A 24,218-nucleotide genomic window follows, 5' to 3' on the forward strand; every position below is an offset into this window, starting at 1 on the left:
AACAAGTTCGAGCCAAACTCTATCGGCGGTTCTGCGAGAGTTGATGCTCTGCGTTCAGGATGGTGGCGGTCTCGACGTCGGTGCATGCAAGCTCGGTCGCAGAGAGGATGGCGCGGTCGGCGGCCGTGTCGGCCACCTGTTGCCACTTTCCGGTCGTGCGGGTGGTGACGAGGATCCGCAGGTGGGGGCAGAGGTCGAGCAGAGCGGCGACGTGTGGTTCGATGCCGTGGATGCGATCGACTGCGTCGAGGATCAACACGATCTGGTGCTGCAGTGCGGAGAAGAGGGAGCACAGTGTCTGGAACGGGGCGGGCCGCGCTCCGGTCTTGTGGCGCCGGTTCGGGCGTGTACCGCCGAAAGGACGTCCGTCCAGTACTCGTCCGGGGTGCTTGTGCCCGCGGGAGCAGTCATGGGTACGACGATCGCGTCGGGCTCTGCTCCGTTGAGCAGCCACGACCGTGCCAGAACCGTTTTTCCCGCGAACCGGTTGCCTTGCAGGACGACCAGAAGTGTCGTGCTCGACAAGGTGGCGAACAACCGAGCGCGCGGGGACGTGTGGCTGTCCAGCACTGTCGGGAACCTCGACTTCCGTCCGGTGGATGCGCGCAGGACCCCGACAACCCGCACAGACCCATCTGTCTAATGCAGAACGCAATACACATTTTATCTCGGGGTTCAAGGCTCGTGTGGTGCAACAGTCGGAAAGTGGCGCAACTCTTGCGGGAATCCTCGGCCGAGTTCTCGACGATCACCGACGGGGGATGAGCCCCTCCGCGCATACGACGCACGGTCGCAGGGCGGGGAGGGGCACGTCGTTCTATTCTATCCTCTGAACTCCGAATACCTTGGATACCAGCATCTTTCATGGAATCAGATGTCGCCGACCCTGTTCCTTCGGGTCGCGGGGATGAGCTGGTGGAGGTCTCGCGCTCGGCACCCCGAGTCCTATTGCTGTTCTTTGCCTAGTCAAGGTAATGTCTTGAACATTCGGTGTGGTCTCCTGCAGGGGAGTGCACGAGTCACCCGAATGCGCGCCCCGCCGTGTCGCCGGTCCATTTCCCGGCCGACGTCGACACCATGCCGGGGCGCGGATATGTCGATGCCCGCCCCGCATCGGCATGGGTCCCGATGCTGCCCCTGGCGCGTCGGACCCCCCTCTGTCGGCGCGGCTGAGGCCGTCGCCGCGCCGACGGGGGGTCTCTGAAGTTGATGTCCCGGCAGAAATGCCGAGCTCTCGACACCGAAGACGGCGACACCGCGAACAGCTGCACATACGCCGTGCGTAACCGGATCCGTGGGTCGAACCACCCGCCGTGCGCCCCGACTTCGCGTCCCATCTGCTTACAGGTAACAGGCGGGACCGCTGATTCGACCCATGATTCGTGAACCTTCACCAAGCGCCGGCCGCCGTCGTGTTCGCGGCCGTCATGTGTGTAGTGGCTGCCGTCCTGTTCCGGGATCACAGTGTCGCCGTCGCGTTCGGCTGCGCTGGGGCAGTGCTGATCGTCGTCGGAGCGACGCTGAGAATCACCCGATTTCCTGCTGGTGATCCGTTTCCCCGATGTGCAGTATGTCGGCAGTACATCACCGCTGGCGGGCACGATGGCTTGTGCTCGGCTGACTGTGCCGCAGAATATTCTGTCGCACTGGAGAAGCAGGAGGAAGAAGATCGATGGTGGCGCGCGATCGCGTAGCTGGTCGACTACCGAGGGGCGTTGACGTGCGCCCCAGGATTTTCGACCGCGACGAGACCGCCGACGCTCGGGTGGATGTCACTTCGAGTGCTTCACCTGCACGTTTACACCTGCGTTCTGCGCGCACGGGCAGCCGCCTGCCAACGGTGCACCTATCCCTGACGAACTGTCCCCGCAGGCCCGGTCCGTTGGCGTCGAGGAATTGTCGGCCGACTCGAGGGCCTGTACCGATGGCGATCCAGGCCCACGAGCTGCGTCTCGATCGGGTGCGTCAGTTGCTGCTGCCGAAGGCTGGAAGTCCGAGTCCCGGAACCGGGGGAGCGGGAGCATCTGTGGGCACGGTGAGGACGGTGGAGGACTGCTGGACCGCGAAGGCGGTCAAGGGGAACAAGGCAAGAATGTCGCCGATCCCGGGGTAGTCCGAGGCCCACATCGCGGTGTTGTCGGCGTTGACGCAGGTTGCCAGCGCCACATAGGAGCCGTCCGGTACTTCGGTGATGGTCTGCGTGGTGGTCCCGGGCTGGACCTGGTCCGAGGCGTACAGCGTCTGACCGGGGCCGGTGACCTCCCAAATGGGAGGCAACACCCCGCCGGGCGCAGTGGCGAGCGAGGTCGTACATGTCAGCACGCCGTCGGTGGTGTTGATGATCGTGTTGGTCACGCTGGTGCCGTCGACGCCGAAGGCGTAACCGACTTCGTCGGCGGTGGCAGCCGACCCGAGGGCAGGGGCGGTCACGGTGAAGGCAGCAACGGCGGTGGTGAGTACCGCAGTACGAATGATCGATCGCATCGAGGTTCCTGACAGTCGAATGAAGGGAGTACCTATGTGATCTTGCTGTAAATGCGACCGGTTGGCATGTTTTCGGTGATGGTCCGGCATTTGTGGTGTTCGAGCACGACCTCGTGCTCGACTCTGATCGACGAGACATACCGAACCTCGTCGTCTCAGTCGAAGGTGGTCGCCGTCGATGTTCCGGTCCTTTGGTGACCGGGCTCGACTGGATCGACGCCGTCGCTGTCCCCGGCGGACGCCCGGATCGATGTGTAGTTGTGGAGATCGAATGTGCGGGTGTGTAACCGATATCGCCATGTGGGGCCAGGCCACAGGGAGCGGTTGATTCCTTCGCGGTCGAGATACCAACTGTGGCAGCCGCCTCGGGTCCAGGTCGTCGCAGCCGAGTCGTGGTGGATGCGTGTGGTGAATCGGTGTTGTGCTTGTTCGCGGACGACGAGTGCATCGGCGCCGATGCGGTCGGTTTCCTCGAGCGCGGCAGCGATGTAGCGGAATTGGCTTTCGAGCATGAACAGCACCGAGGTGTGTCCCACGCCGGTGTTCGGTCCTCCGAGAACGAATGCGTTGGGTATGCCGGCCATGGTGGTTCCCAAGTGCGCTGCGGCACCGTCACGCGCCCAGATCTCCTGCAGGCTGATTCCGTTTCGGCCGTGGACGGGCATGCGCATCAAGGCGGCGGAGACGTGGAATCCGGTGGCGTGGACGAGCACGTCGATCTCGTGCCGGCGGCCGTCTGCGGTGTGCACGGCGTCTGCTGCGAGTTCTGTGATGGGGGAAGTCTTGAGGATGGTGGTGGGTCGGCGCAGGGCGGGATAGAACGTGTCGGAGAAGATGATGCGTTTGCAACCGATCCGGTACGAGGGTGTCAGTGCTCGGCGCAGGACGGGGTCGGGTATCTGGGCGTGCAGGTGACGCAGGGCCCGCGCCTCGAGGGCGGTGCGGCGACGCTGCGATCCGATCAGGGCGGGGAGAAGTGTTTCGTTGCGCCAGTATTCGACGGTCCGGCGTGCACGGTAGGGCAGCGGCACTCGGGTGCGTGGCCGGGGCAGGACCCAGGCGGGGGTGCGTTGGAACACCGTGACCCTGCAGGCGTGGTCGGTGAGGGCGGGGACGAGTTGGGCGGCGCTGGCGCCGGTGCCGATGACGCCGACGCGGGCGCCCCTCAGGTCGAGGTCGTGGTTCCAGCGGGCGGTGTGCAGGACCGGACCGGCGAAGGAGCCGGCAAAACGGGGGATGCGTGGGACGTTCAGTGCGCCGGTCGCCAGGAGGAGGAAGCGGGCGCGGTGGAGTGCTCCGGTGCGGGTGTGGACGTACCAACGCGCGTCGGTGTCGTTCCAACGGCAGGCGGTGACCTCGGTGTCGTAGTCGACGCGAGCGGTGCGGTGTATCCGGTCCGCCAGGAGTCGGCTGTGGCGGAGGATCTGGTGATGATCGGCCTGTCCACTGATCCAGCTGGGAAGCCGGGTGAACGAGTAGGAGTACAGAGCCGGGTGGATGTCGCATTCGCAACCGGGATAGGTGTTCTCGCGCCAGGTGCCACCGGGGCCGCTGCTGCGTTCGAGGACGTGGACGGTCCGTCCGCGGTGGGTGAGGTAGTGGGCGGCGCCGAGTCCGGCGAGTCCGCCGCCGACGACGAGTACTTCGGTGTCGATCACTTGAACAGTGTTCAATACTGGCGGTGATCAGTCAAAATTCGGGTGTGAGACATCGTCACGTCGACTACCGGCCGGAGGGGTCTCAGACCGACCGCGTCCGCGGTCACGGTTCCCGGTCCAGCGCCCCGGCACGTGCACATACGCCGCACGGTGTGCGGTCCGGGCCGGGGACACGGGCGTTCGACCGTGCGGAGCCGACGAGACGAATGCCGGAACCTCGTGGAGGGGGATCGGGCGTCGGTGTCGAAGACGTCGCGCTCGGCTGCGGCACGGTCGAACGACCGGACTTATGCGTTGTTCTGCGGCGTAGCAGCGGCACGTCCGCCCAGGTAACCGAACACGAGTCCGAGCGAGATGGTTCCGCCGGCGCCGCCGTAGAAGCCCTTCGTGGGCGCGCCACCGGAATTGCCCGCCGCGTACAGGCCGGGGATGACCTTGCCTTCGGTGTCCAATGCCCGCCCGTCGGCGTCGGTCTTCGGGCCGCCGACGGTGCCGAGTGCGCTGGCTTCGACCTTCAGTGCGTAATACGGCGCAGTGTCGATGGGGCCGAGAACACTCGACTTCGGACTGTTCAATACCGGTCGAATGATCTTGGCCAGCGGGCCGACGATCAGTGAACGCAGACGTTCCGGATCGTTCTTCCGTGCGACTCGTCCTGCGAGTTTGTCGACCACCGGACCGATGGCCTTGGCGAGGATCGTGCGGGCCTTGGCGGTGGCGGCGGGGAAGCGATTGTCGGGGGAGTATTTGCCCAGTCGGGGGTAGTACGCGCCGAAGTAGCGGTCGAACAGGGTGTCGCCGCGGTGGAACTGCGGGTCGCGGCCGCGGGCGGCGTCGGGGTTGAACCGGTCGACGGTGCGGAGCAATCCGACCTCGTCGACCCCGATCTTGTTCGCCAGCTCGGCGAGAGTATCGGCCTGGTGGAGGTATTCGGGAACCTCACCGCCGGGGGTGACGCCGAAGATGCCGAACTTCGTCCAGTACTGGTGGTCGAAGATCAGCCAGGCGGTGGCGTTGGGCATGGTGCCGGTCTGGGGGTCCACCTCACGCATGATCTGCCCGAACTGGTCGTAGGCCAGGGCTTCGTTCGCGAACCGCCGGCCCGTGCTGTTGACCATGATGCTGTGCGGCAGTGCACGCTCGCCGAGGAAGACGCGGCTGAGGGGTCGGCCTTCGAGTTCTTCACCGGGCAGTTGCACCCCGGGCATCCACCAGGCGTCTTCCATGCCGGTCAGGTCTGCGCCGACGTCCTCGGCCAGTTGCACGGCGATGCCGTCGTGGCCCTTGGGGGAGACCTGCACGCCGAACGGAGCGCCGAGATGGGTCGTCGTCAGCTCGGGGGAGCTTTCGTATCCGCCGCTGGCGAGCAGAACACCCTGGGTGGTGCGGACGGTGTGTTCGACGCCGCCGGCCTTAACGACGACGCCGGTGACCTTCGAGTCCTCGATCACGAGCCGGGTGGCGGGTGCTTCGACGCGCACGTCGACGCCGTTGCGCAGGTTTGCTTCGAGCAGCGCGCCGATCAGGGCGGGGCCGGCGAGCCAGATCTCATCGATGCCGATGCCGCCCAGCAGCCAGAAGGGCAGTGGGTTCTTGGCCATGCCGGTGGTCAGGGCAGGTCGGACGTACTTCGCAGCCTCGCCGAGTCCCTGGGGTGAATACGGACCGGGGAACAAGGCGCGGCCGACGGACGCACCGTCGATGTCCGAGCGGTAGTCGGGCCAGATCGTCGGGATCCACCCGAACGAGGTGTGCTCTTCGATGTACCGGGCAACGTGGGGGCCGGTCTGCAGGAACTTCTCGATCATGTCGTGGTCGAGAACCTTGTCGCGTCCCTCGCCATAGATGTAGCGACGGGCCTGGTCGAGATCGTCGTCGATCTTCAGGTCGTCGGTGGAGAAGCCGTGATTGGGTATCCATGCGGCGCCTGCGGAGATGCCGGTGGCGCCGCCGACGAGTTCGCGGGATTCGACCACGAGCACTCGTGCACCCTCCTTGGCCGCGGTGAGCGCTGCCATCAGGCCGGCTCCGCCGGAGCCGACGACCGCGACGTCCACTTCTTGCGGGATGCCGTTCTGGGATACCGTCCCGATGGAGCCGGTGAACCGAGTCGAATTACCGATCATGATCCTCCAACCTTTCAGTTTTCGGTGCGCCTTCGTTGTGCAAGCGCGAATACCGTATTGACTGTCAAATCAACAAGATTGACGTTTCTCTGTGGTGTCCGAACGGCAGCGCCGATCCGAGCGGAGGCGGAGCGTGCCCAGAAGCCGGCGCAGCATCGATATACGTGGTGTGCCCGGCTCGGGGCACTCGCGCGGTCGCGTCCTCGAGTCTCGGGTGTCGCCTCGACGTGTGGTGTTGCACGATCGTGGTGTGCATCCCAGGCGATGATCCGATATCGACCGCAGCCCTGAGGTCCTTCCGTTGCCGATCACACCGACATCGGCCGGGACCGGCGCAGCGCCCTCGTGCGAGGTCGCGGGCCGGACGGCCGATCGGTGGGAAGAACCGAATGTACTCGTCAGGACTGCAGTCGATCTCGACGGGACGACCCCCGTTGCCAGGATCGGTCGTCCTTCCACTCTGTGGTGGGAAGGGCGATGTCAGTTCGCGAATTTGGAGGCCACGGTCACGACGCGGTGGGCCATGTGGTCGAGGGCCGCGATCGTGGCGTCGTCGAGTTCGTTCTGGTTGTTCGGTCCGGTGACGTGCCCGACTCCGTAGGGATTGCCATCGGCGAACTTGAGCGGATCGGTGTAGCCGGGTGGCACGATGATGCCGCCGAAGTGCATCAGCGAGGTGTACAGGCCGGTGAGGGTGGTCTCTTGTCCGCCGTGCGCGGTCTGGCTCGAGGTGTAGGCGGCGTACACCTTGTCGGCGAGTTCGCCCTGTGCCCACAGACCGCCGAGAGAGTCGATGAACGTCTGGAAGGGGGCGGCGGTGCTGGCGAAGCGGGTCGGTGAGCCGAAGATGACGGCGTCTGCCCATACGATGTCCTCACCGGTGGCGGCCGGCAGATTCTTGGTGGCCTCGTAGTTTGCAGTCCAGGCGGGGTTTTCGGCGAAGGTGGCCGGGTCGCGGGTCTCGGCGATGTGGCGCACCCGGACCTCGGCGCCGGCGGCCTCGGCGGCCTTGCGCAGTCGCTCGGCCATCGCGGTGCCGTGCCCGGTGGCGGAGTAGTAGATGATCGACAGATTGGTCATATCGGTCCTTTCCTGATCGATGCCCATGTGTCTGTGCGCAGGGCAGGATCTGGGCGGTTCTCCCGCGCACGCGTCGGCGGACACCGCACTTCGTCGAGTCGCGACCCGGTCGGTCGGGACTTCTTCGACAACACGCAACTAGTTGCGATGTCAACTAGTTTCCACTGTAGTGCAGATGGTTGAAATGTCAACCAAAGGCTCGTCGCAGTGTCGCCGAAGTCAGTGGGATTGCCGACCCCGTCGCGGCCCTTCCGCACCCGCAGGTGGGTTCCCCGGCCGACGCGACACCGGAAAGTGGTCCGGATCGAAGGTGGAGGGAAATGGGGGAGGTGGGGATCACAGAGCTTGGAAGCTAGGGAACACGGCGATCGCGCAGGCGGCGATGATTCCCGCGATTCCGGTGACGATTGCGAGCAGGGCTCGCAGGGAAGCGGCTTCGTCCTCGGCGACCGTCGGCCGCGAGCCGGCCAGCGCCCCGCAGACGGCCGCGATCATCCCGAGGATGAAGCCGAGTTCGAAAAGCCAGAAGAAGGCGAGGGACAGCACGCCCATCCAGGCCGAGACCGTCGGCAACAATGAGCGCGGTCGGTGCGGTCCTCGACGTCCCCGCGCCTCCGGACAGAGGGGGCGCGCCGAATCCGAGTCGCGAGGGTCGCTCATCGCTCCTCCTTCGCGTGGGGGACGAGTCGGACCGACAGGAGTTGTTCGGGACCGTACGTATCGGAGATGTGTGTTTCGAGATGGGCGCGGAGCCGGTTCTGGGCGCAGGTGCGGGCGACGAATGCTAAAACCCCGGGGACGTGCACCGAGGGTGCAGAGGCCGCTCCGGGGTCATTGCTGTCCACTGTATCCGGGCCGGAGGGGCATGCCCACCGGTTTGCAGCATTTCCGACTCGGGCAATCCATATGGTCTCGATGTCGGACCATTCGTTGTGCCCAGTCGACTTCCCCCCGAAGCGGGGCACGTGAGACGGTAGGGCTGCCGCTCTCGGGGATGCGGCCGCATGCCTCCTGGGGTGTTGCCGAGCTGGATGTGAGCCGATGGTGCACGCGTAAGTGTCCAGGTCCCGTAGTGAGCGAGTCTCGCCGGAATTGTCCGTTCCAGGGCGAACGTTGCGGCGACCGTGCTGCGGTCGTGTCGGTCCCGGTCTCCAAGAGTGGGGTTGCCACCCGAACGTGACACCTGATGTCGTGACGAGATTCGATACCGAGGGAGGGACACGATCACATGGATACGGTGGACGGCACAGATGCTTCGGTGACCGGCGCTGGGCGCGGAGTCGGGCGGGACAGTGCTCGAACTCCTGCGTCCGAAGGTGCGCACGCGACGATGCAAGACGAAGAGGAGAGGGTCGTACTGCTCCACCGAGACGGGCCCGTAGGAGTGATCACCCTCAACCGGCCTCACGTTCTCAACGCCGTCGACGCCGCTGTGTCCGATGCATTGGGCGCCGCCCTCGACGAGATCGATCGTGATCCCGATCTGCGGGTCGGTGTCTTGACCGGAGCGGGACGGGCGTTCTGCGCCGGCGCCGATCTCGGGGCCTTCGCCGCTGGTGGATCCGTTCTGCCGACGAACCATCCGGAGTGGGGTTTTGCCGGCCTGGTCCAGCACTACGTGTCCAAGCCGCTCGTCGCCGCTGTCAACGGTGTGGCGGTCGGCGGTGGCACCGAGATCGTGCTGGCATGTGATCTCGCCGTGCTCAGCTCCGAGGCCACGCTCGGATTGCCGGAGGTCAAACGCGGTCTCATCGCTGGAGGCGGGGGTCTCGTACGTCTTCCGGGGCAGATTCCCCCGAAAATTGCTGCGCACGCGGTCTTTACCGGAGAACCTCTTTCGGCCGAGATGGCCCTGCGTTGGGGGCTGGTCAATTCGGTAGTTCCGCCCTCGGAGGTACTGCCCGAAGCATTACGTCTGGCTCACGTCATCGCAGACAACGCACCCCTCGCGGTACGCGCCAGCAAGAAGGTCATGTCGCACGCACATGCAGCCGGATTCGAAGACGATGTCTGGAAAGTCAATTCAGCCGAGTCCGATGCCGTGTGCGCCAGCGAGGACGCGTCGGAAGGTGCCGCGGCATTCACCGAGAAACGACCGCCCGTATGGCGGAACCGTTGACCGCCGCACAGCTTTCGCTGTGCGCCGATCCGTGAACACAACGCGTCCGTAGGGCTGCGCTGTGTAGTGCGACAAGTGACACCGTGGATGCCTCGTGCGGTATCCGAGTTATCCGGCCGGCCCATGGACCCGGTACGTCGTAGCCGGAGTAGAGAGAGGCAGCCGCTCCCGGATTCTCCAGCTGCACTGTCCCCCTCGGGATCGAGTGGGGCCTCGGCAGCGTGGACATCTCGAACCGCATGAACTTTTCTGCATACAATCGTAATCCCGAGGGGCACTGGTGAAGAGAACGACAGAGACAGTCGGACACGTTCGGAATGCGGCTCGGACACAGACCGCGTTGCTGGATGCAGCTCTCCAGGTCTTTCTCAGAGACGGATACAGCAAAGCTACGACCGAGGAGATCGTGGCGCTGGCGGGGGTCACCCGAGGAGCTCTCTACCATCACTTCGCGAACAAGCACGAATTGTTCCGAGCCGTGATCGAGCGCGCGCAACGGGAGGTCGCGGAAGCCCTTGTGCCCCCAGAGCCGGTCGATGCTTCGTGGGAGGCGTTCATCGGTGGGGTGCTCACTGCTCTCGCCTCCGCTCAGGACCCGGCGACGCGTCGATTGCTGCTGATCGAAGCACCTGCCGTCCTTGGGTGGATCGATATCCGGAAAGCTCAGGAACCGCTGCTGCACAGTATCGCGACCATGCTCGAGCCGGTCGAAACGGTTGAGCGAGGACCGTCGATTCGCACGTCGATACTCGCTCGTCTACTGCTGGCTGCAGTCGAAGAGGCGATGTTGTACCTGGCACACGCCGATCACCCCCGGCACGACCACGCAATCGTGCAAGCCGAAGTGCGCACCATTCTCGAGAAGACCGGTCTTCCCGGGCGGTAGTGGCCGAGACACGACCGGAAGCGAGCACTTGACCGACGCGGACGTCGGACACGATGACGCGGGGTCGGACGACCGTTGCGGTCGATCCCTACGGTGCCCACCCCGCCTCCGCTCCCACGGAGATATGATCAAGGTGTTCGACTCCACCCGGCTATGGACGAGGCCGCCGATGGTTGACATCGATCCGATGGCGACACAGCGGGACGATCGGTCCCACCTTGTGGCCGAATTGAGCGCGGTGGGATTCGAGGACCTCCACGAGATCGGCAGCGGTGGTTTCGGCGTCGTCTTTCGAGGTCGGCAGCCCGAGCTGGATCGCACCGTGGCGATCAAACTGTTGACCGCGCGGCCGGATCCCGACAACGTCGAGCGTTTTCTGCGCGAACAGCGTGCGATGGGTCGTCTCTCCGGCCACCCGAACATCGTCACCGTGTACGGGGTCGGTACCACTGCATCCGGTCAGCCCTACATCGTGATGGAGTATCACCGACGCAACTCTCTCGAAGTTCGGATTCGGACGCAGGGCCCACTGCGTTGGGAGGACGCACTCGAAGTCGGCGTCAAGATTGCCGGCGCTCTGGAGACCGCGCATCGGATGGGCATGCTGCACCGGGACGTCAAGCCGGCCAATATCCTGCTCACCGATTACAGTGAGCCGCAACTGACCGACTTCGGAATCGCGCGCGTCGCCGGAGCCTTCGAAACCGCCAGCGGCGAGGTAACGGGATCTCCGGCATTCACCGCACCCGAAGTACTTGCCGGTCAGGCCCCTACCCCTTCGGCCGACGTGTACGGACTCGGTGCAACCGTGTTCTGCGCAATCACCGGACACGCGGTGTACGAGCGACAGCGCGGTGAATCGGTGGTCGCGCAGTTCCTGCGGATCACCCGCGGTCCGGTGCCGGACCTCTGTGAGGATGCCCGCATCCCGGACGACCTCGGCGAAGTGATCGAACGCGCGATGAACCGAGATCCTGTCTCGCGTACCGGTACTGCCGCCGAATTCGGTGAACAACTCCGTGCCGTCGCGGAATACCACGACTTGCCGGTGGACCGACTTCCGATGCCCGACACCGCCGACACCGCCGACGCCGCCGTGCCTGCCCGGACCACGACCGGTGATCTCGGCCCTCGACGACGTAGTGGATCCGGTCGGTTGCTCCTTCCGATACCCGCCACACGGTTACGCCCGCCGACGACGACCCGACCATTGGTGGTGCGCGAGCGCCTCCTGCAGATATTGCGAGCGGGCGGGCCGCGCATCCTGACGGCGATCACTGCTCCACCGGGCTTCGGCAAGACCACCCTTGCCGCGCAATGGTCGCGCGAGTTGACCGCGACAGGCATCCATGTGGCGTGGTTGTCCGTCGATACCGACGACAATGAAATCGTATGGTTTCTGTCGCATCTGATCCAGGCCCTTCGACAGGTGCGACCGATGTTGGCTCGCGAACTCGTCGCGGTGCTCGACGAGCACGGCGACGATGCCATGCACTACATGCTTGCCACGCTGATCAACGACGTTCAGCAATCCGCCGAACAAGTCGTCCTGATCATCGACGACTGGCACCGGATCTCCCACCCCGACGCCCTCGCTGCGATGGCGTTCCTGTTGGACAATGCCGACGCAGCGAACTTGAGAGTTGTCGTCACCAGTCAGGCACGCACCGGAATGGCGTTGAGCCGTATGCGCGTTCGCGACGAATTGATCGACGTGGACGCCGCCACACTGAGGTTCGACCTTTCGGAAGCGCGAGCACTGCTGGTCGATGTCGCCGGGCTACGTCCGACCGAGGAGGACATCGCCGCGCTGACCCGCGCGACCGGAGGCTGGGTGGCCGCGCTCCACCTGGTTTCACTGTCACTACGCGCCAGCGACGACCCCGCAGGGTTGATCCGCGGAATCACCGGTCGCCACCACGCCATCGAGGACTATCTCGCCGAGAACGTCCTCAGTTCCATCGAAGCCCCGACTCTGGACTTCTTGCTCGCTACCAGCATCTGCGAGTACATCTGCGCGGACCTGGCCGGCGCGCTCACCGGAACGACCCGAAGCCAGGCTCTGCTCGAGGAGATCGAAGACCGAGGGTTGTTCCTTCGCCGACTGGATCAGGACCGCACCTGGTTTCGCTACCACCATCTGTTCCGCGAGTTCCTCCATCGCTGGATCGAACGCGAGAGCCCCGAACGCCTGAGCCGGTTGCATCGCATCGCAGCACAATGGTTCGCCGACCACGGGTTCATCCGAGAGGCGGTCACCCATGCCGAGGCAGCAGGGGACGAGGAGATGGCCGTGGACCTGGTGGAACGGCACGGCACGAACTTGCTCGAGCTCTCTCAGGCCGCCTCGGCACTGGTACTGCTCGACAAGCTGCCGCAGTCGGCGCTTGCCGGCCGGCCCCGTCTGCAGCTCATGGTGGCGTGGAGCAACATTCTCCTCCATCGCCTTCGACCCGCCGAACGAGCCCTTGCCGCTGCCGAAGCTCTTCTGGCGGATGCGACCGTCACTGTCGACGACACCGAGGAAGTCAACGCGGAGATCGGTGTGATCCGCGCCCTCGTCGCAGCCCGTTCCGACCGTTACGACTCGACGGACGAACTCGTTCGTCCGGCTTTGGCTCGAGCCGATGCGCTTTCTCCGTGGGTCGTGTCGGCAGCGACCAACCTCGCGAGTATGGCTGCAATCCACCGCTTCGATTTCCCTGCCGCCGAGCAACTTCAGGAATGGGCCGCTCCTTACCACAGTCGAAATCGCGGACCGTATGCCCGGATGCACAGTTCTTGCTGCCTGGGCATCATCGCGCACGAACGACTGGAGATCTCGACTGCGGAAGAGCAGTTCCGACAAGCTTTGCGAACGGCACGTAACGGAAGCAATGGGAACTCGACCGCTGTGCGACTCGGCGGTGCATTGCTCGGTGGGTTGCTCTACGAGCAGAACCGTCTCGATGAGGCAGATCGGCTTCTCGACGAGAGCTTCCTGTTGGGATATGAAGCCGGTGCAGTGGACTTGAAGACGGTCCGGTATACGGCCGGTGTTCGAATCAAGGCGGCGCGCGGCAATCGTGCCGCCGCCGCACAACGCCTCGACGCGGGCGCCCGGGCGGCGCACGCATTGAAGCTGCTCAGGTTGCGAGCCCAGATCGAGGACGAACGTGCGCGACTGCGGCTACCTGCGACGATCGGCATTCCCGTCCGCCTGCCGCCCACGTATGCGGAACGGCGCCGACCCGTGCACGGGATCGACGCGACCATTGCTCAATTCGACGAGTCCGTCGGCATTCGGACCCTCCTCGACGACGGCACACCGGACTCGCTGGAAACGGCGTGCAGGTGGGCGCAGGAATGGGTGGACCTCCTCGTCGATGCCGGCCGTCCGCGGGCGTTGTTGCAGGCACGGTGTCTGCTGGTAGACAGCCTGGCCACGGCCGACCGCACCGACGAGGCCGAAGCGCTGCTCGCAACGATCACTGTCCAGTGTGTCGCGCTCGGTATCGTGCGTGTCCTGCTCGACGGTGGACCGCACCTGGTGGCGCTGCTCGAGGACGTGCGAGCGGACGAGAGCAGGCAACGGAACAACAAATGGCCACCGATGTCCGACCGGTTCTGGAGCGTGATTGCCCCGCCAGGCCCGTGACGTCCGGTCGGTGTGCAGGCCGCACTGTCGATGAGTTCTTTTGTCGTCGAGTCTCTTGTCGGAAGTCGTTTTCGGAGTCGAGCAGTCGTCTTGTGGACCGGCACCGGGCGGTTCGTGCCTGTCGCCTCCGGAAATGTGTTCGCCGGCGCGGGTGAGCGCAGACTGCTGCGCTCATGCCCTGCAAGCGACATCTGCCGTCTCGATGACAGCGGGTGCGGTCACGTCCTACCCGTGAGGCGATACTTGCGGTATGGAGGTAGTGAACGGTTCGTCCGGTTCGGGGGATGATGTCGCGGTGTTGTCGTTCGAGTCGACGGTCCCGCGCAGGCATGTCCACCGCCAGGCGGTATCCGAGGTCTTCCTCACCGATTGCGTTCGCGGTCCCGGACCGGACCGGTTCGTTCTGGGTGCGCAGTGGCCGCGTCTGCACGGTTTTTATCGCAGCCGGTCCGGTCGTTACGACCCGATGCTGCTCGCAGAGACGCTGCGGCAATGCGTGATCTATCTGGCACACACCCGGTATCGGGTCTCTCTCGGTCAACGGTTCGTGATGCAGGAGATCGACATCAGCGCCGAGTTCGAGCGCCTGGTGATCGGTGCCGGTGCCGCCGAGGTCGCCGTCACTGCGGTGGTATCGGATGTGCGACGTCGTGGCTCGCAGGTCACCGCCTTGAGCGCCGCACTCGAGTTCGCGATCGCCGGTCGCTGTGTCGGGTCCGGAAGGGGCCGAACCGTGGTTCTCGCGGCCGAGGAGTACGACATCGTTCGTTGGGGTGAGGGCGGGCCACGTGCGCTCGGCTCTGTACCGAGGGGGGTGCCGGTCGATCCGGACGTGATCGGGGTGCCGGTCGTCGGGGATGTGGTGGTGGGTGCGACGGTACGGCCGGGTCGCTGGCGAGTGCTGCCGGACCTGTCGCATCCGGTGTTGTTCGACCATCCGTCCGATCACTTGCCGGGCATGCTCGTCCTCGAGGCTGCCCGTCAGGCGGCACGAGCGGAGCTCGGGGACCCGGAGGGGGATCCGGTGTCGATGAGCGTGCAGTTTCACCAATTCGTCGAACTCGACGTTCCGGCGGAGATGGTGGTCTCGGGACTCGAAGAGGGGAGCGCAGGTGCCCATGTCGTGCTCGAGCAGCAGGGGAGGGCAATGGCTACCGCCACGCTGAGGTGGGCCGCTCGTGCAACTCGTGTGCCGGGACCGGGATGCGGCGGGTAGCGGCGTGTCAGGCCGGTTGGTGTGTGTTGCTCCAGCGGGCGTGGCGGATCCTGTCGCTGTCTGGGCGGCAGTCGGAGGTCAGGATGCCGTTGAACAGGAACTGAAGCATCTGGTCGATGCGTTGTTCGAGATCGATGCGCCGATCGAGGACATTCGAGACCATCTGGACCCCGGTGAACGCAGAGATGACGAACCGTGCCAGGTCGGGGGGGTCGATTGTGGGGAGGAGGTCGCCCTCGTCGATCGCGGTCTCGACGAGGTGCCGGCAGGCTTCGATCCAGTCCTGGTACGGTCCCGGTTGGTTCGGTTCGGCGCCGGCGCTGAATTCGAGGGTCAACCGGATGCCGGCGCGGACGATCGGATCCTCGACGATCTGCCGTCCCATCTCGTGGCAGAGCATCACGATCTGCTCGAGCGCCGAGGCCTGTGTGGCGGCGATCGCGCCGACTGCGGCGATGGAGATGGCGTGTTGTTGTTCTACGACGGCGTGTGCGAGTTCGTCCTTCGATTTGAAGTGGAAGTACAGGGCACCTTTGGTGAGCCCACTGCTCGCGTCGACGATCGCCCCGAGGCTGGCACCGTCGAATCCCAGCCGATCGAACGTAGCGGCCGCTGCTGCCACGATCTGCTGCCGGGTCTCTACTGCCCGAGCTTGTTTGGCCACACCCCGTGTCCTTTACTCGATGATCTACCGAAAGGCGAGTCGTGGAGCATCTCGGCCCTCTGCCTCCTCTGAGGCGAACCGTACCACCGGACCGGAACGACATTGCGGACCACGCCTCGGCGCCGTCGACATCCCCGTTGCACGTCGCGGTCGTGGGTTCGAGCGGTTTCCTCGGCGGGGCGGTGCTCGACGCTCTCCGGAACACGGGGGTGGCATGCACGTCGATAGCGCGCCGTCCGCTCGCATCCTCGAGACCGGCGATGCGGGTGGTGGCGGCAGATCTACTCGATGTGGAATCGTTGACCGACGCGCTGGCCGGTGTCGACGTGATTGTGCACGCGGCCTCGTATACGGGCTCCGACACAGCCCGATGTGAGGAGGTCAACGCTCTCGGTACCGAGAATCTGGTGACGGCCGCTGCCCACCACCGTATCGAGCCCATCGTGTATCTGAGCACGATCGGCGTCTACGGACCTGGACCGCATCGCAACGTCATGGAGGGTGAACTTGCTCCGGCTCCGGTGACTGCGCTGAGCGCCAGTCGGCTGACCGCCGAAAACCATGTACGCCGATATGGCGGTCTGGTGCTGCGTTCCGGATTCGTGCACGGACCCGGCGACCGGTGGTTCCTACCCGGGTTGGCGCACCTCGTTGCGACTCTCGGGGTATGGATCGACGACGGCGTCGCACGGCAATCGGTGATTTCGCGCGGGGACGTCGGCAGACTTACCGCCGCGGTTGCGGCGCGGCCGCTACACACTGCGTGGCGTGGGGGCATGCGTCATCTCGCTCATCCGAACGCGGTGACCGTCCGCGAGCTCGTGCACGCCGCCGCCGCAGAAGGACTTCTCACCCCACCGATCGACTCCGTCGACTTCGAAGAGGCACTGCGGATAGGTCGGAAGCGGGGACTGTCCGCACGTCATATCGATCTGATCGGGCACGATCATCACTACGTCAGCACCCGAGTCTGGGCTGATACTGCACTCGATCCCTCGCCGGAGGTCTTGAGTCCCCACTCACCGTAGGGGTGCTCTGGACGTCCCGAAGTGGATGGCGTTCGCCGGGTTCTCCGGGCGTACCGACCGTGCAGCGGGTATGTATCGGTAAGACGTTCCCTGTGCGCTGGACATGAGGTACTCTCTATTCGGCTGCAATACCGGTCGAATGGTATTGTTTGCCCGGCCTGGCATCGATGTGGATGAATATGGGGAGTGTTCGAACGCATCGGCGGGTGATGTGCATCGAGTTGCTGACAGGCCGGTGATGGTGAGAGTTACGAGGGGTGCTCACCATCACCGGCCTGCGAGGTTCCGTCGGCATACGGCGCCGACGGACCTTCGTCCACGCGCTGGGGGGAGAGCGCGCGAACTGTGCCTCCGTCAGGGAGCACGGGGGCACAGCACAGACTATTCGAGACCTCGACCGTGTGCACGACCAACCCCTCCGGGTACACGAAGTTGTCGAAGTAGGGGCCCAGGATGGTGCTGTATCGGTCATCGGTGCTGTCGACCGTTGGGGTCGGTGAGCTGCTGTGACACGCTGCCGTCGGCGTCGGCGAGAAAGATCGGTCACCATCCGTCGTCGACGGTCGCTTTCACCGATGTCGGCTCGCGTGTAGCGGGACGCACCGGATCGCGGTGGGGTCCGATCCTGGAAGTTTCTCCTACAGAGTCGTCCTGTTACGAAATGACGACCGGCCCAGTTGTTCCTGTCACTGCCCACCGTCCGTCGACATGATCGAGGACGTAGGTGAGGCCGAGTCCGCAGTCCCTGCCGCACCATAGTCCGGCGCCGACGTGGACCGTTCCGTCGTCCTGCCGTCCGAGGGGGGACAGTCCGACCAGGACGCCGTCGTTGTCGACCCCGGTCAAGCCCTGTCGTGCGGGCTCCGTATGCAGCTGAGGGTCTGCGACGAACTCGACGGGCGGCAGATCGGCGGCTCGTGCGGTGATCTCGTTCTTCAGATCGGTGTCGAACTGCGGTCCATCGGCGGCGATGGACATTTCCGAGCTGCGTGATGCGGGACCGTCGACGATGTAGATGTACCCGACGGGAGTCGGTGCTTTCGCGAAGGGGTTGTCCACGAGGATGAGGTGGTGCAGGGCAGCCGAATAGATCTGTGATTGTGCGCTCGGTACAGGCGTGCTCGTGGCCGTGTCGAGCGGGTCGGTGCCGGCTCCGGTGTCCGTGCTCGAGCAGCCGGTCAGGGCGGCAGCAAGGACCAGCGCGGAGGTCACCGTTCGGATGCTCACGGTTCGGATGGTACCGATAGCGATGATGTCTTCGTCCTGCGTCCGCACTGGTCGAACAACCTGGTGTTCGTGGTCGGCAGAGTGCCTCGTCTTCGTGGACCGTGGTTACGGTGATTGTGCCATGCGAGCCAAAGCGACTGTTGCTGCTCGTAATTCGTCGGCCGAATCGAGTGGCGACAGATAACCGGCGCGCGTCATGGCTCGACCGCGCGGCGTGGTGACATCGAGGTCCAGGCCGTAGCGGTCGGCTCCGACACAGGTTGCTGCTGTGGCATCCGGGAATCCGCCGAGCTTCCGGGCCATTGCCAGCAACGAATCGGCGTGATCGTCGTTGAGATGCGCGATCGCACGAGCGGCCGACGGGGTAACCGGATCCGGCAGCGCTTCGGCGTAGTCCTCGGCGGTGGCCGAATCCATCCGCCCGTACCCCCCCGACCCAGCGCACGCGCTGCACCCGCAGAATCCAGAGCGAGAAGTCGCTGAAATCGATGTACACGCGTGCCGCGGGGACAGCGGCCAAGTGCGCTTCCCGTGCCGCGGCCAACTCCTCGCCCTCGGGCCGCTCGACGTATCCCGCGAGGGTGATGCGGGTGCTGGCGAGCGGGTCGGACTGCGGGGCAGGAGCTACGATCGCGATGCTCGCGCGTGGATCGCGCGCAAGATTACGGCCGTGCTCTGCCATGTGCGACACGCACAACACCGGAGAGCCTCCGACCAGTCCGTACGTCACGAAGGAAGCCCAGGGGTCTCCGTCCTTGGTGAGGGTCGCGAGAGTGCCGGTGTTCGTCGACGCTGCGACCGTCCGTGCTTCTTCGGCGGCAGAGGGTCGTGTCGCGTTCACGATCTCTGTCAGTGGCGGCGGCACCGTGGGGGCGTCGCCGGGGTTTCCATGATCCGAGTTCGTCATTGACGAGACGGTACCGGGTGGAATTCTCGACGTTCGCATGTTGAGGTCCGTTGTGTCCCGATCCGAGCGGCGCCTCTTCTCGGAGCATCCGAATCATGTCACCTTCTGCCTCGCCCGGTGTCGACAATCACCGCTACAGTCCTCGCGAGCTTGCCTTGGATCGAATTCGGGTCGATCGGGTACCTGCGACAATTTCCGAGTGCAGATTCCCACCGTCGAACCGCTGGTGTCCCGGCTGACCCGTGTACTTTCGCGTCCCCGTCGTGTGCGTGCGTTCGCTCGGGCCGGACTGTTGGACGGCTTGACGGGGGCAGCCCGACGTTCCCGGATCGCGGTCCTGCACCAACTTGTCGATCATGGAGTGAGCATGACCGAGTTGGGTCGGGCGACCAGCGCCGGTCAATTGGCCTATCTGGTGTTCGATGATGCGTTGGCGCCGCGCGGGGAGATGTACACCTTGGAACAGATTGCGCAGCAGACCGGCGTTCGGTCGGCCGATGTGGAGCGATGGTTTCGGTCGATGGGTCGGGGTGTGTCCACGACGGAGGCGGCAGATTACAGTGAAGATGATCTGCGTCTGGCGCGGTTGTTGACGGAGTACCGTGCGCTCGGGAGTGACGATGCCACCTTGTTTGCGTTTGCTCGGGTGGTCGGCAGAAATGCCTCGATGTTCGCAGATGTCAGCAGGCCGTTCCTGGAGAAGCAGTTGGAGGTGTATCGGGAGCGGCCCGAGGCTGCTCTGACGCTTGCTCAGGACCTGAGGCAGTTCGCTGCCGTTCAGTCCCGCCTGCTCAGTCAGGCTGTGACGACGCGGCTTCGTCAGCATCTCAGCCATCAGGTCCGTATCAGCGGGACCGATCGCCCTTCGCCGGACGTCTACGACGTGGCCGTGTGTTTCGCGGATCTCGTCGGATTCACCCCGTTGGGTGAACAGCTCTCGCCGACCGAGCTCGGAGGCTTGGCCGACCGGTTGGACAGTCTTACCACCGATCTGGTGGAGGAACCGGTTCGGTTCGTGAAAACGATCGGTGACGCGGTCATGTTGATCTCGCCCGATCCGACCGCGCTTGCTCAGGCGGCTGTGCGACTTGTGGATTCCGCTCGGCACCAGGGACTTCCGCCGCTTCATGTCGGCATCGCATGGGGTGCGGTAGTGCACAGTGCGGGTGACTGGGTGGGGCAATCATTGAATCGCGCCAGCAGGATCGTTGCGGTTGCGGAGCCACTGGAGATACTGGCCGACAGCGAGACGATGAGTCGCCTGGATGCATCCCTCTTGGAGGTCGATTTCGCGGGGTCGTACCAGCTGAAGGGGTTCAGCGGTGAGCAGGAGCTCTACCGTGTGCGATCTGCGACGAACGAACGTTGACGAGATCGACGATCGATCTCGGCAAGAAATAAGTGCGAGAGTATATTTCGGCAACGCGCGGGGTGGGCGTCACCGACTCGCCGATTTTTTGGCGATCCGTCGTCGACAGTGCACGAGGTCGCCTGTTCATCGGTGACCTCGCCGGCGTCGAGACCCTTGTCGACCGCTACGGTCCTCTCGACGGTGTCCACTACGGACAGGGCTGTCCTTCGGTCCTGCTGCCGCGGGTCGCTCTAGTGGCGATCCTCGGAGTACGAGGGCGTGCTGCGCATCCGCGGTGGCGCGGTGGGGAAGTGGTAGTGCCCACCCCGCCGCCCTTGACGAACACCGGCCTCTCCGTCGAGATGTCTCCACGACGTAGCGGGGTCACCGTGACGATCGGTCACCCACTGCTCGACCGCCTCATCGAGGTGCGCTTCGCCAGCTCGTGAGGCGAACACCAACAGGATCAACGGTGCGCTGAGCACGAGCGTGCCAACGGCGAAGGCAGCGAGCAGCAGCGTCATGATCGGCACACCGTCAGGAACCGGTGCTTCCGTGGACATGTCGACGTGCAGACCGGCCATGCCGGTGTAATGCAACGCTGCCACGGCACCGCCCATGATCACCGCTCCCAGCACGCGCGTGGCAAGCCGTGCAGCTCTGCGGGCCAGCCACAATGCAGCTGTGGAAGCGCCGATGCCGATGAGTATCGAGACCATGACGAAGAGCGAATCATGGGTGAGTGTGCCACTGATCCGAATCGCGGCCATACCGCTGTAGTGCATCAGACTGACCGCCAGTCCCATCACTACTCCGCCTACGGACAATGCGATTGCACGTCCGAGGGGGCCCGCCGACAAGGCCCGAATATCGATGAGCCACAAGCCGAACAAAGTTGCAGCTACTGCCACTGCCGCGGACAGCGCCGTCAATACGGGATCGTAACGGATCAACGAACCGGGCACTGCGAAGCCCATCATGGCAATGAAATGCGTAATCCAGATACCGACGCCTCCGAGGGACAACGCACCCAACAACAACCACGCCCACCGAGCCGTCCGTGAGGAACGGGTGTGGGCCTGCCGGACGCAGGACAGCCCGACATAGGACCCGGCAATCGATGTCCCGTAGGCGACGAAGAGCACCCACAGACCCAAATCGAAATGATGTATTTCGTGCGTCATCGTTTTCCTTGCATACGGCACGCCCGAGTGCAAGCGGACATGCCAATCTCCCTATAGGCGGACAGGTTCGTCCCTGCTGACGGACAGCTGATCTCCCTTCCGATGGACACGGGGGCCGGCGGTGTGTCGGTCCTGACACAGACGCCCCTCCGGGGTTTTGCTCGAGGTCTTCGACCACCTACGAGCAACTCCCACCGGAGGGACGCATGAAGAAGTCTGACAGGGACATCATGGAAATTCTCGAGGCCTACGACACCACCGGCAACGCGCACTCCGCAGCGCAGCTGGCCGGGGTCGATCCGAAAACCGTCCGACGCTACGTCGCCGCCCGAGACGCCGGTATGCCGCTGACCGGCCCGTCGCGACGGCCACGCATCATCGACGACTACATGCCCAAGATCGAAGAATGGGTCGAGCGCAGTAAAGGCAAGGTCCGCGCCGACATCGTCCACGAACGCCTCGTCGATCTCGGTTTCGACGGCACCGAACGCACCACCCGACGCGCCGTCGCAGATGTGAAAGCAGCATGGCAGGCCGGCCATCGCCGCACCTATCGACCGTGGATCACCGAGCCCGGGTTGTGGATGCAGTTCGACTGGGGCGACGGCCCGAAAGTTCCTGGCCCGGGCGGGGTTCTACGCTCGACCTTGTTGTTCTGCGCCTGGTTGGCATGGTCCCGCTACCGGGTGGTGATCCCGGTCTGGGATCAGACGTTGCCGACGTTGATCGCGTGTCTCGACGCCACGGTGCGTCGCTTCGGCGGAGTCCCGACCTACGCGTTGACCGACAATCCGCGCACCGTGAGCATCGATCACATCGCCGGAATCCCGGTGCGGCATCCGCAGATCGTCGAGACCGCCCGCCACTACGGCATGACCGTGCACACCTGCATCCCTTACGATCCGGAATCGAAGGGCGGCAGCGAAGCAACCGTCAAGATCGCCAAGGCCGATCTGGTGCCCACTGACGCGAATCTGCTGCCGGACTATGTGTCGTTCGTCGAACTCGAGGCGGCCTGCGAGCGGTTCTGCGCCACCGTCAACGGCCGTCGGCACCGCGAAAGCGCCCGCATCCCCACCGAGGCGGTGGCCGAGGAACGCGCCCGCCTGCACACCCTGCCGGCCAGCCCGCACACCCTGGCACTGGGCACCACCCGCAGTGTCGGCACCGACCAGACGATCCGCTTCGGGTCAGTGCGGTATTCGACCCCGCCCGGGTTGGTCGGCTCCGAAGTGTGGGTGCGCGTTGCCGGCACCGAACTGGTCGTCGTGGCCGATCTCGATGCCCTGCCCCGGGTTCCGGACTGGGCTGAGAACAGACGGGGTTTGAGTGAGGTTGCCCGGCATCTGCTTTCGACACCGGGCAACCCGCAGATCGACCCGGCGCATTATCCCGATCATCCGCAGGATCCGGACGGGTCACCGAAGCCGCCGGTCCCGAAGGCTCGCTCCGCGGCCGAGGCCCGGTTCCTCGACCTCGGCCCCGGTGCGCACACCTGGTTGATCGCCGCGTCGGCGGCCGGGACGGTCCGGATCCGGGCGAAGATGACCGGCGCGGTCGAGTTGGCCGCATTTGTCGGCGCCGCCGCCGTCGATGCCGCGTTGGCGGTCGCGGCCGAGGCCGGCCGCTTCGCCGACGGTGATCTGCCGGCGATCGTCGCGCATCACACCGCCACCGCAGCCGAGACCGGGCTCGTCGTCGCCGACGAGGCTCATTCGGTCCAACCCGGCACCGCGGCCTGGGCGGGATTCGGTGCCGCCGGAACCGGAGTCGGGTCATGAACGCCTCTGCACCACCACTACCCGACGATCTCATCGCCGTCCTCAAACGGATGCGGCTACCGTATCTCCGCGCCGCCGCACCGGAGGTGCTGGCCACCGCCAAAGCGCAGCGATGGGATCCCACCGAGGTCCTCAAGGTTCTTCTCGACGAGGAGGTCCGCGGTCGGGATGAGGCGACGAAGGCGATGCGCCGAAAAACTGCAGGGCTTCCCGCGGGCAAGACGTTTTCCTCCTGGCGCGAGACGGATTCGTCGATCCCGCTACCCACCCAGCACGCTCTGGCCACGTTGGAGTGGGTGGGGCGTGCCGAGAATCTTGCGGTCAGCGGGCCGTCGGGAACCGGCAAGACCCACTTCGTCGAGGCACTCGCGCATGCGGTCATCGACGCGGGGATGCGGGTGTCCTGGTTCAGTCTCGAATCGTTGACCGCCGCGATCGGGCGGGCTGCGGTGGACGGATCGATCACCAAGACCATCACCCGCATCACTCGCGCCGAGATGATCGTCGTCGACGATATCGGCATGCTGCCGTCGGGGCAGGCTGCTGCCGAGGCGTTCTACCGTCTCGTCGACGCTGCCTATGAGCGGCGCAGCGTGGTGGTGACCAGCAACCTCCACCCGTCCGGCTTCGACACGATCATGCCGGAGACCCTAGCCACCGCCGCCGTCGACCGATTGCTGCACCATGCGCATGTCGTGATCACCGAGGGCACCTCACTGCGGCTGCAGGACGCCACCGCCGGACGCGGGGTGATGCCGTTGACCTGACCTGGTGCGGGAGATCGGCTGACCGCCGACAGGGAGATCAGCTGTCCGCGCGCAGGGACATGACCTGTCCGCCTACAGGGACGCTCTCATGTCCCTTGACACC

Annotated in this window: 17 protein-coding genes and 2 pseudogenes; 9 read left to right on the top strand and 10 right to left on the bottom strand. The window is 65.0% G+C overall.

Going from position 1 to position 24,218, the window contains the following annotated elements; all coding sequences use genetic code 11:
* Window positions 1-19: 19 nt before the first annotated feature.
* From ACNJ7K_RS10110 to ACNJ7K_RS10135, 6 genes are all read right to left on the bottom strand, one after another.
* Entirely contained in the window at window positions 20-259 is a 240-nt protein-coding gene (locus ACNJ7K_RS10110) for a hypothetical protein (RefSeq protein ID WP_230791733.1), read from the bottom strand.
* A 1,706-nt stretch (window positions 260-1,965) separates the two neighbouring features.
* Window positions 1,966-2,484 carry a hypothetical protein gene (locus tag ACNJ7K_RS10115; protein ID WP_230791613.1) on the bottom strand — a complete coding sequence of 173 codons (519 nt, stop codon included), beginning with the start codon at window positions 2,482-2,484 and terminating at the stop codon, window positions 1,966-1,968.
* Window positions 2,485-2,639: 155 nt separating this feature from the next.
* Window positions 2,640-4,142, bottom strand: a complete 1,503-nt coding sequence (locus tag ACNJ7K_RS10120) for a flavin-containing monooxygenase (RefSeq protein ID WP_487041590.1) — start codon at window positions 4,140-4,142, stop codon at window positions 2,640-2,642.
* Window positions 4,143-4,429: 287 nt separating this feature from the next.
* Window positions 4,430-6,268: an FAD-dependent oxidoreductase gene (locus ACNJ7K_RS10125; protein ID WP_487041591.1), complete on the bottom strand. Its 1,839-nt coding sequence runs from the start codon at window positions 6,266-6,268 to the stop codon at window positions 4,430-4,432.
* 480 nt (window positions 6,269-6,748) lie between these two features.
* Window positions 6,749-7,348, bottom strand: coding sequence for an NAD(P)H-dependent oxidoreductase (locus tag ACNJ7K_RS10130; protein ID WP_120282666.1), 600 nt, complete (start codon window positions 7,346-7,348; stop codon window positions 6,749-6,751).
* Between the two features lie 336 nt (window positions 7,349-7,684).
* Window positions 7,685-8,008 carry a hypothetical protein gene (locus tag ACNJ7K_RS10135; protein ID WP_230791610.1) on the bottom strand — a complete coding sequence of 108 codons (324 nt, stop codon included), beginning with the start codon at window positions 8,006-8,008 and terminating at the stop codon, window positions 7,685-7,687.
* A 670-nt stretch (window positions 8,009-8,678) separates the two neighbouring features.
* On the opposite strand from ACNJ7K_RS10135, the gene ACNJ7K_RS10140 reads away from it, so the two are divergent.
* The 5 genes and pseudogenes from ACNJ7K_RS10140 (at window position 8,679) to ACNJ7K_RS10160 (ending at window position 15,206) form a co-directional block, all read left to right on the top strand.
* Window positions 8,679-9,467: a crotonase/enoyl-CoA hydratase family protein gene (locus tag ACNJ7K_RS10140; protein ID WP_230791609.1), complete on the top strand. Its 789-nt coding sequence runs from the start codon at window positions 8,679-8,681 to the stop codon at window positions 9,465-9,467.
* A gap of 340 nt (window positions 9,468-9,807) precedes the next feature.
* Window positions 9,808-10,353, top strand: coding sequence for a TetR/AcrR family transcriptional regulator (locus tag ACNJ7K_RS10145; protein ID WP_230791608.1), 546 nt, complete (start codon window positions 9,808-9,810; stop codon window positions 10,351-10,353).
* A 187-nt stretch (window positions 10,354-10,540) separates the two neighbouring features.
* Window positions 10,541-11,287, top strand: a pseudogene (locus tag ACNJ7K_RS10150) (serine/threonine-protein kinase); the annotation flags it as partial.
* 282 nt (window positions 11,288-11,569) lie between these two features.
* Window positions 11,570-13,990 (top strand): winged helix-turn-helix domain-containing protein, encoded by a 2,421-nt coding sequence (locus tag ACNJ7K_RS10155; protein ID WP_487041595.1) that lies wholly within the window; start codon window positions 11,570-11,572, stop codon window positions 13,988-13,990.
* Window positions 13,991-14,240: 250 nt separating this feature from the next.
* Window positions 14,241-15,206: a ScbA/BarX family gamma-butyrolactone biosynthesis protein gene (locus tag ACNJ7K_RS10160; RefSeq protein WP_120282670.1), complete on the top strand. Its 966-nt coding sequence runs from the start codon at window positions 14,241-14,243 to the stop codon at window positions 15,204-15,206.
* A 7-nt stretch (window positions 15,207-15,213) separates the two neighbouring features.
* Here ACNJ7K_RS10160 and ACNJ7K_RS10165 read toward each other — a convergent pair whose 3' ends face one another.
* Window positions 15,214-15,870 carry a ScbR family autoregulator-binding transcription factor gene (locus tag ACNJ7K_RS10165; RefSeq protein ID WP_183070700.1) on the bottom strand — a complete coding sequence of 219 codons (657 nt, stop codon included), beginning with the start codon at window positions 15,868-15,870 and terminating at the stop codon, window positions 15,214-15,216.
* Window positions 15,871-16,022: 152 nt separating this feature from the next.
* Here ACNJ7K_RS10165 and ACNJ7K_RS10170 point away from each other — a divergent pair, with 152 nt between their 5' ends.
* Window positions 16,023-16,898: an NAD-dependent epimerase/dehydratase family protein gene (locus ACNJ7K_RS10170; RefSeq protein WP_487041592.1), complete on the top strand. Its 876-nt coding sequence runs from the start codon at window positions 16,023-16,025 to the stop codon at window positions 16,896-16,898.
* Between the two features lie 654 nt (window positions 16,899-17,552).
* Here ACNJ7K_RS10170 and ACNJ7K_RS10175 read toward each other — a convergent pair.
* Window positions 17,553-18,125: a hypothetical protein gene (locus ACNJ7K_RS10175; RefSeq protein ID WP_147414425.1), complete on the bottom strand. Its 573-nt coding sequence runs from the start codon at window positions 18,123-18,125 to the stop codon at window positions 17,553-17,555.
* A 105-nt stretch (window positions 18,126-18,230) separates the two neighbouring features.
* Window positions 18,231-19,032: pseudogene (locus tag ACNJ7K_RS10180) on the bottom strand (HugZ family pyridoxamine 5'-phosphate oxidase).
* 265 nt (window positions 19,033-19,297) lie between these two features.
* On the opposite strand from ACNJ7K_RS10180, the gene ACNJ7K_RS10185 reads away from it, so the two are divergent.
* Complete coding sequence (locus ACNJ7K_RS10185; protein ID WP_487041596.1) at window positions 19,298-20,401, top strand: adenylate/guanylate cyclase domain-containing protein; 1,104 nt, start codon at window positions 19,298-19,300, stop codon at window positions 20,399-20,401.
* Between the two features lie 233 nt (window positions 20,402-20,634).
* On the opposite strand, the gene ACNJ7K_RS10190 is transcribed toward ACNJ7K_RS10185, so the two are convergent.
* Window positions 20,635-21,600, bottom strand: a complete 966-nt coding sequence (locus ACNJ7K_RS10190; RefSeq protein WP_487041593.1) for an MHYT domain-containing protein — start codon at window positions 21,598-21,600, stop codon at window positions 20,635-20,637.
* A 173-nt stretch (window positions 21,601-21,773) separates the two neighbouring features.
* Here ACNJ7K_RS10190 and istA point away from each other — a divergent pair, with 173 nt between their 5' ends.
* Together istA and istB are read left to right on the top strand one after the other, a co-directional pair.
* Window positions 21,774-23,348, top strand: coding sequence for an IS21 family transposase (gene istA, locus ACNJ7K_RS10195; protein ID WP_268655857.1), 1,575 nt, complete (start codon window positions 21,774-21,776; stop codon window positions 23,346-23,348).
* Window positions 23,345-24,115 carry an IS21-like element helper ATPase IstB gene (istB, locus tag ACNJ7K_RS10200; RefSeq protein ID WP_487041594.1) on the top strand — a complete coding sequence of 257 codons (771 nt, stop codon included), beginning with the start codon at window positions 23,345-23,347 and terminating at the stop codon, window positions 24,113-24,115. Before istA ends, istB begins: the two co-directional genes overlap by 4 nt.
* Window positions 24,116-24,218: the final 103 nt, after the last annotated feature.

The sequence above is a fragment of the Rhodococcus shunpengi genome (assembly GCF_048381395.1).
Lineage (GTDB): Bacteria > Actinomycetota > Actinomycetes > Mycobacteriales > Mycobacteriaceae > Rhodococcus.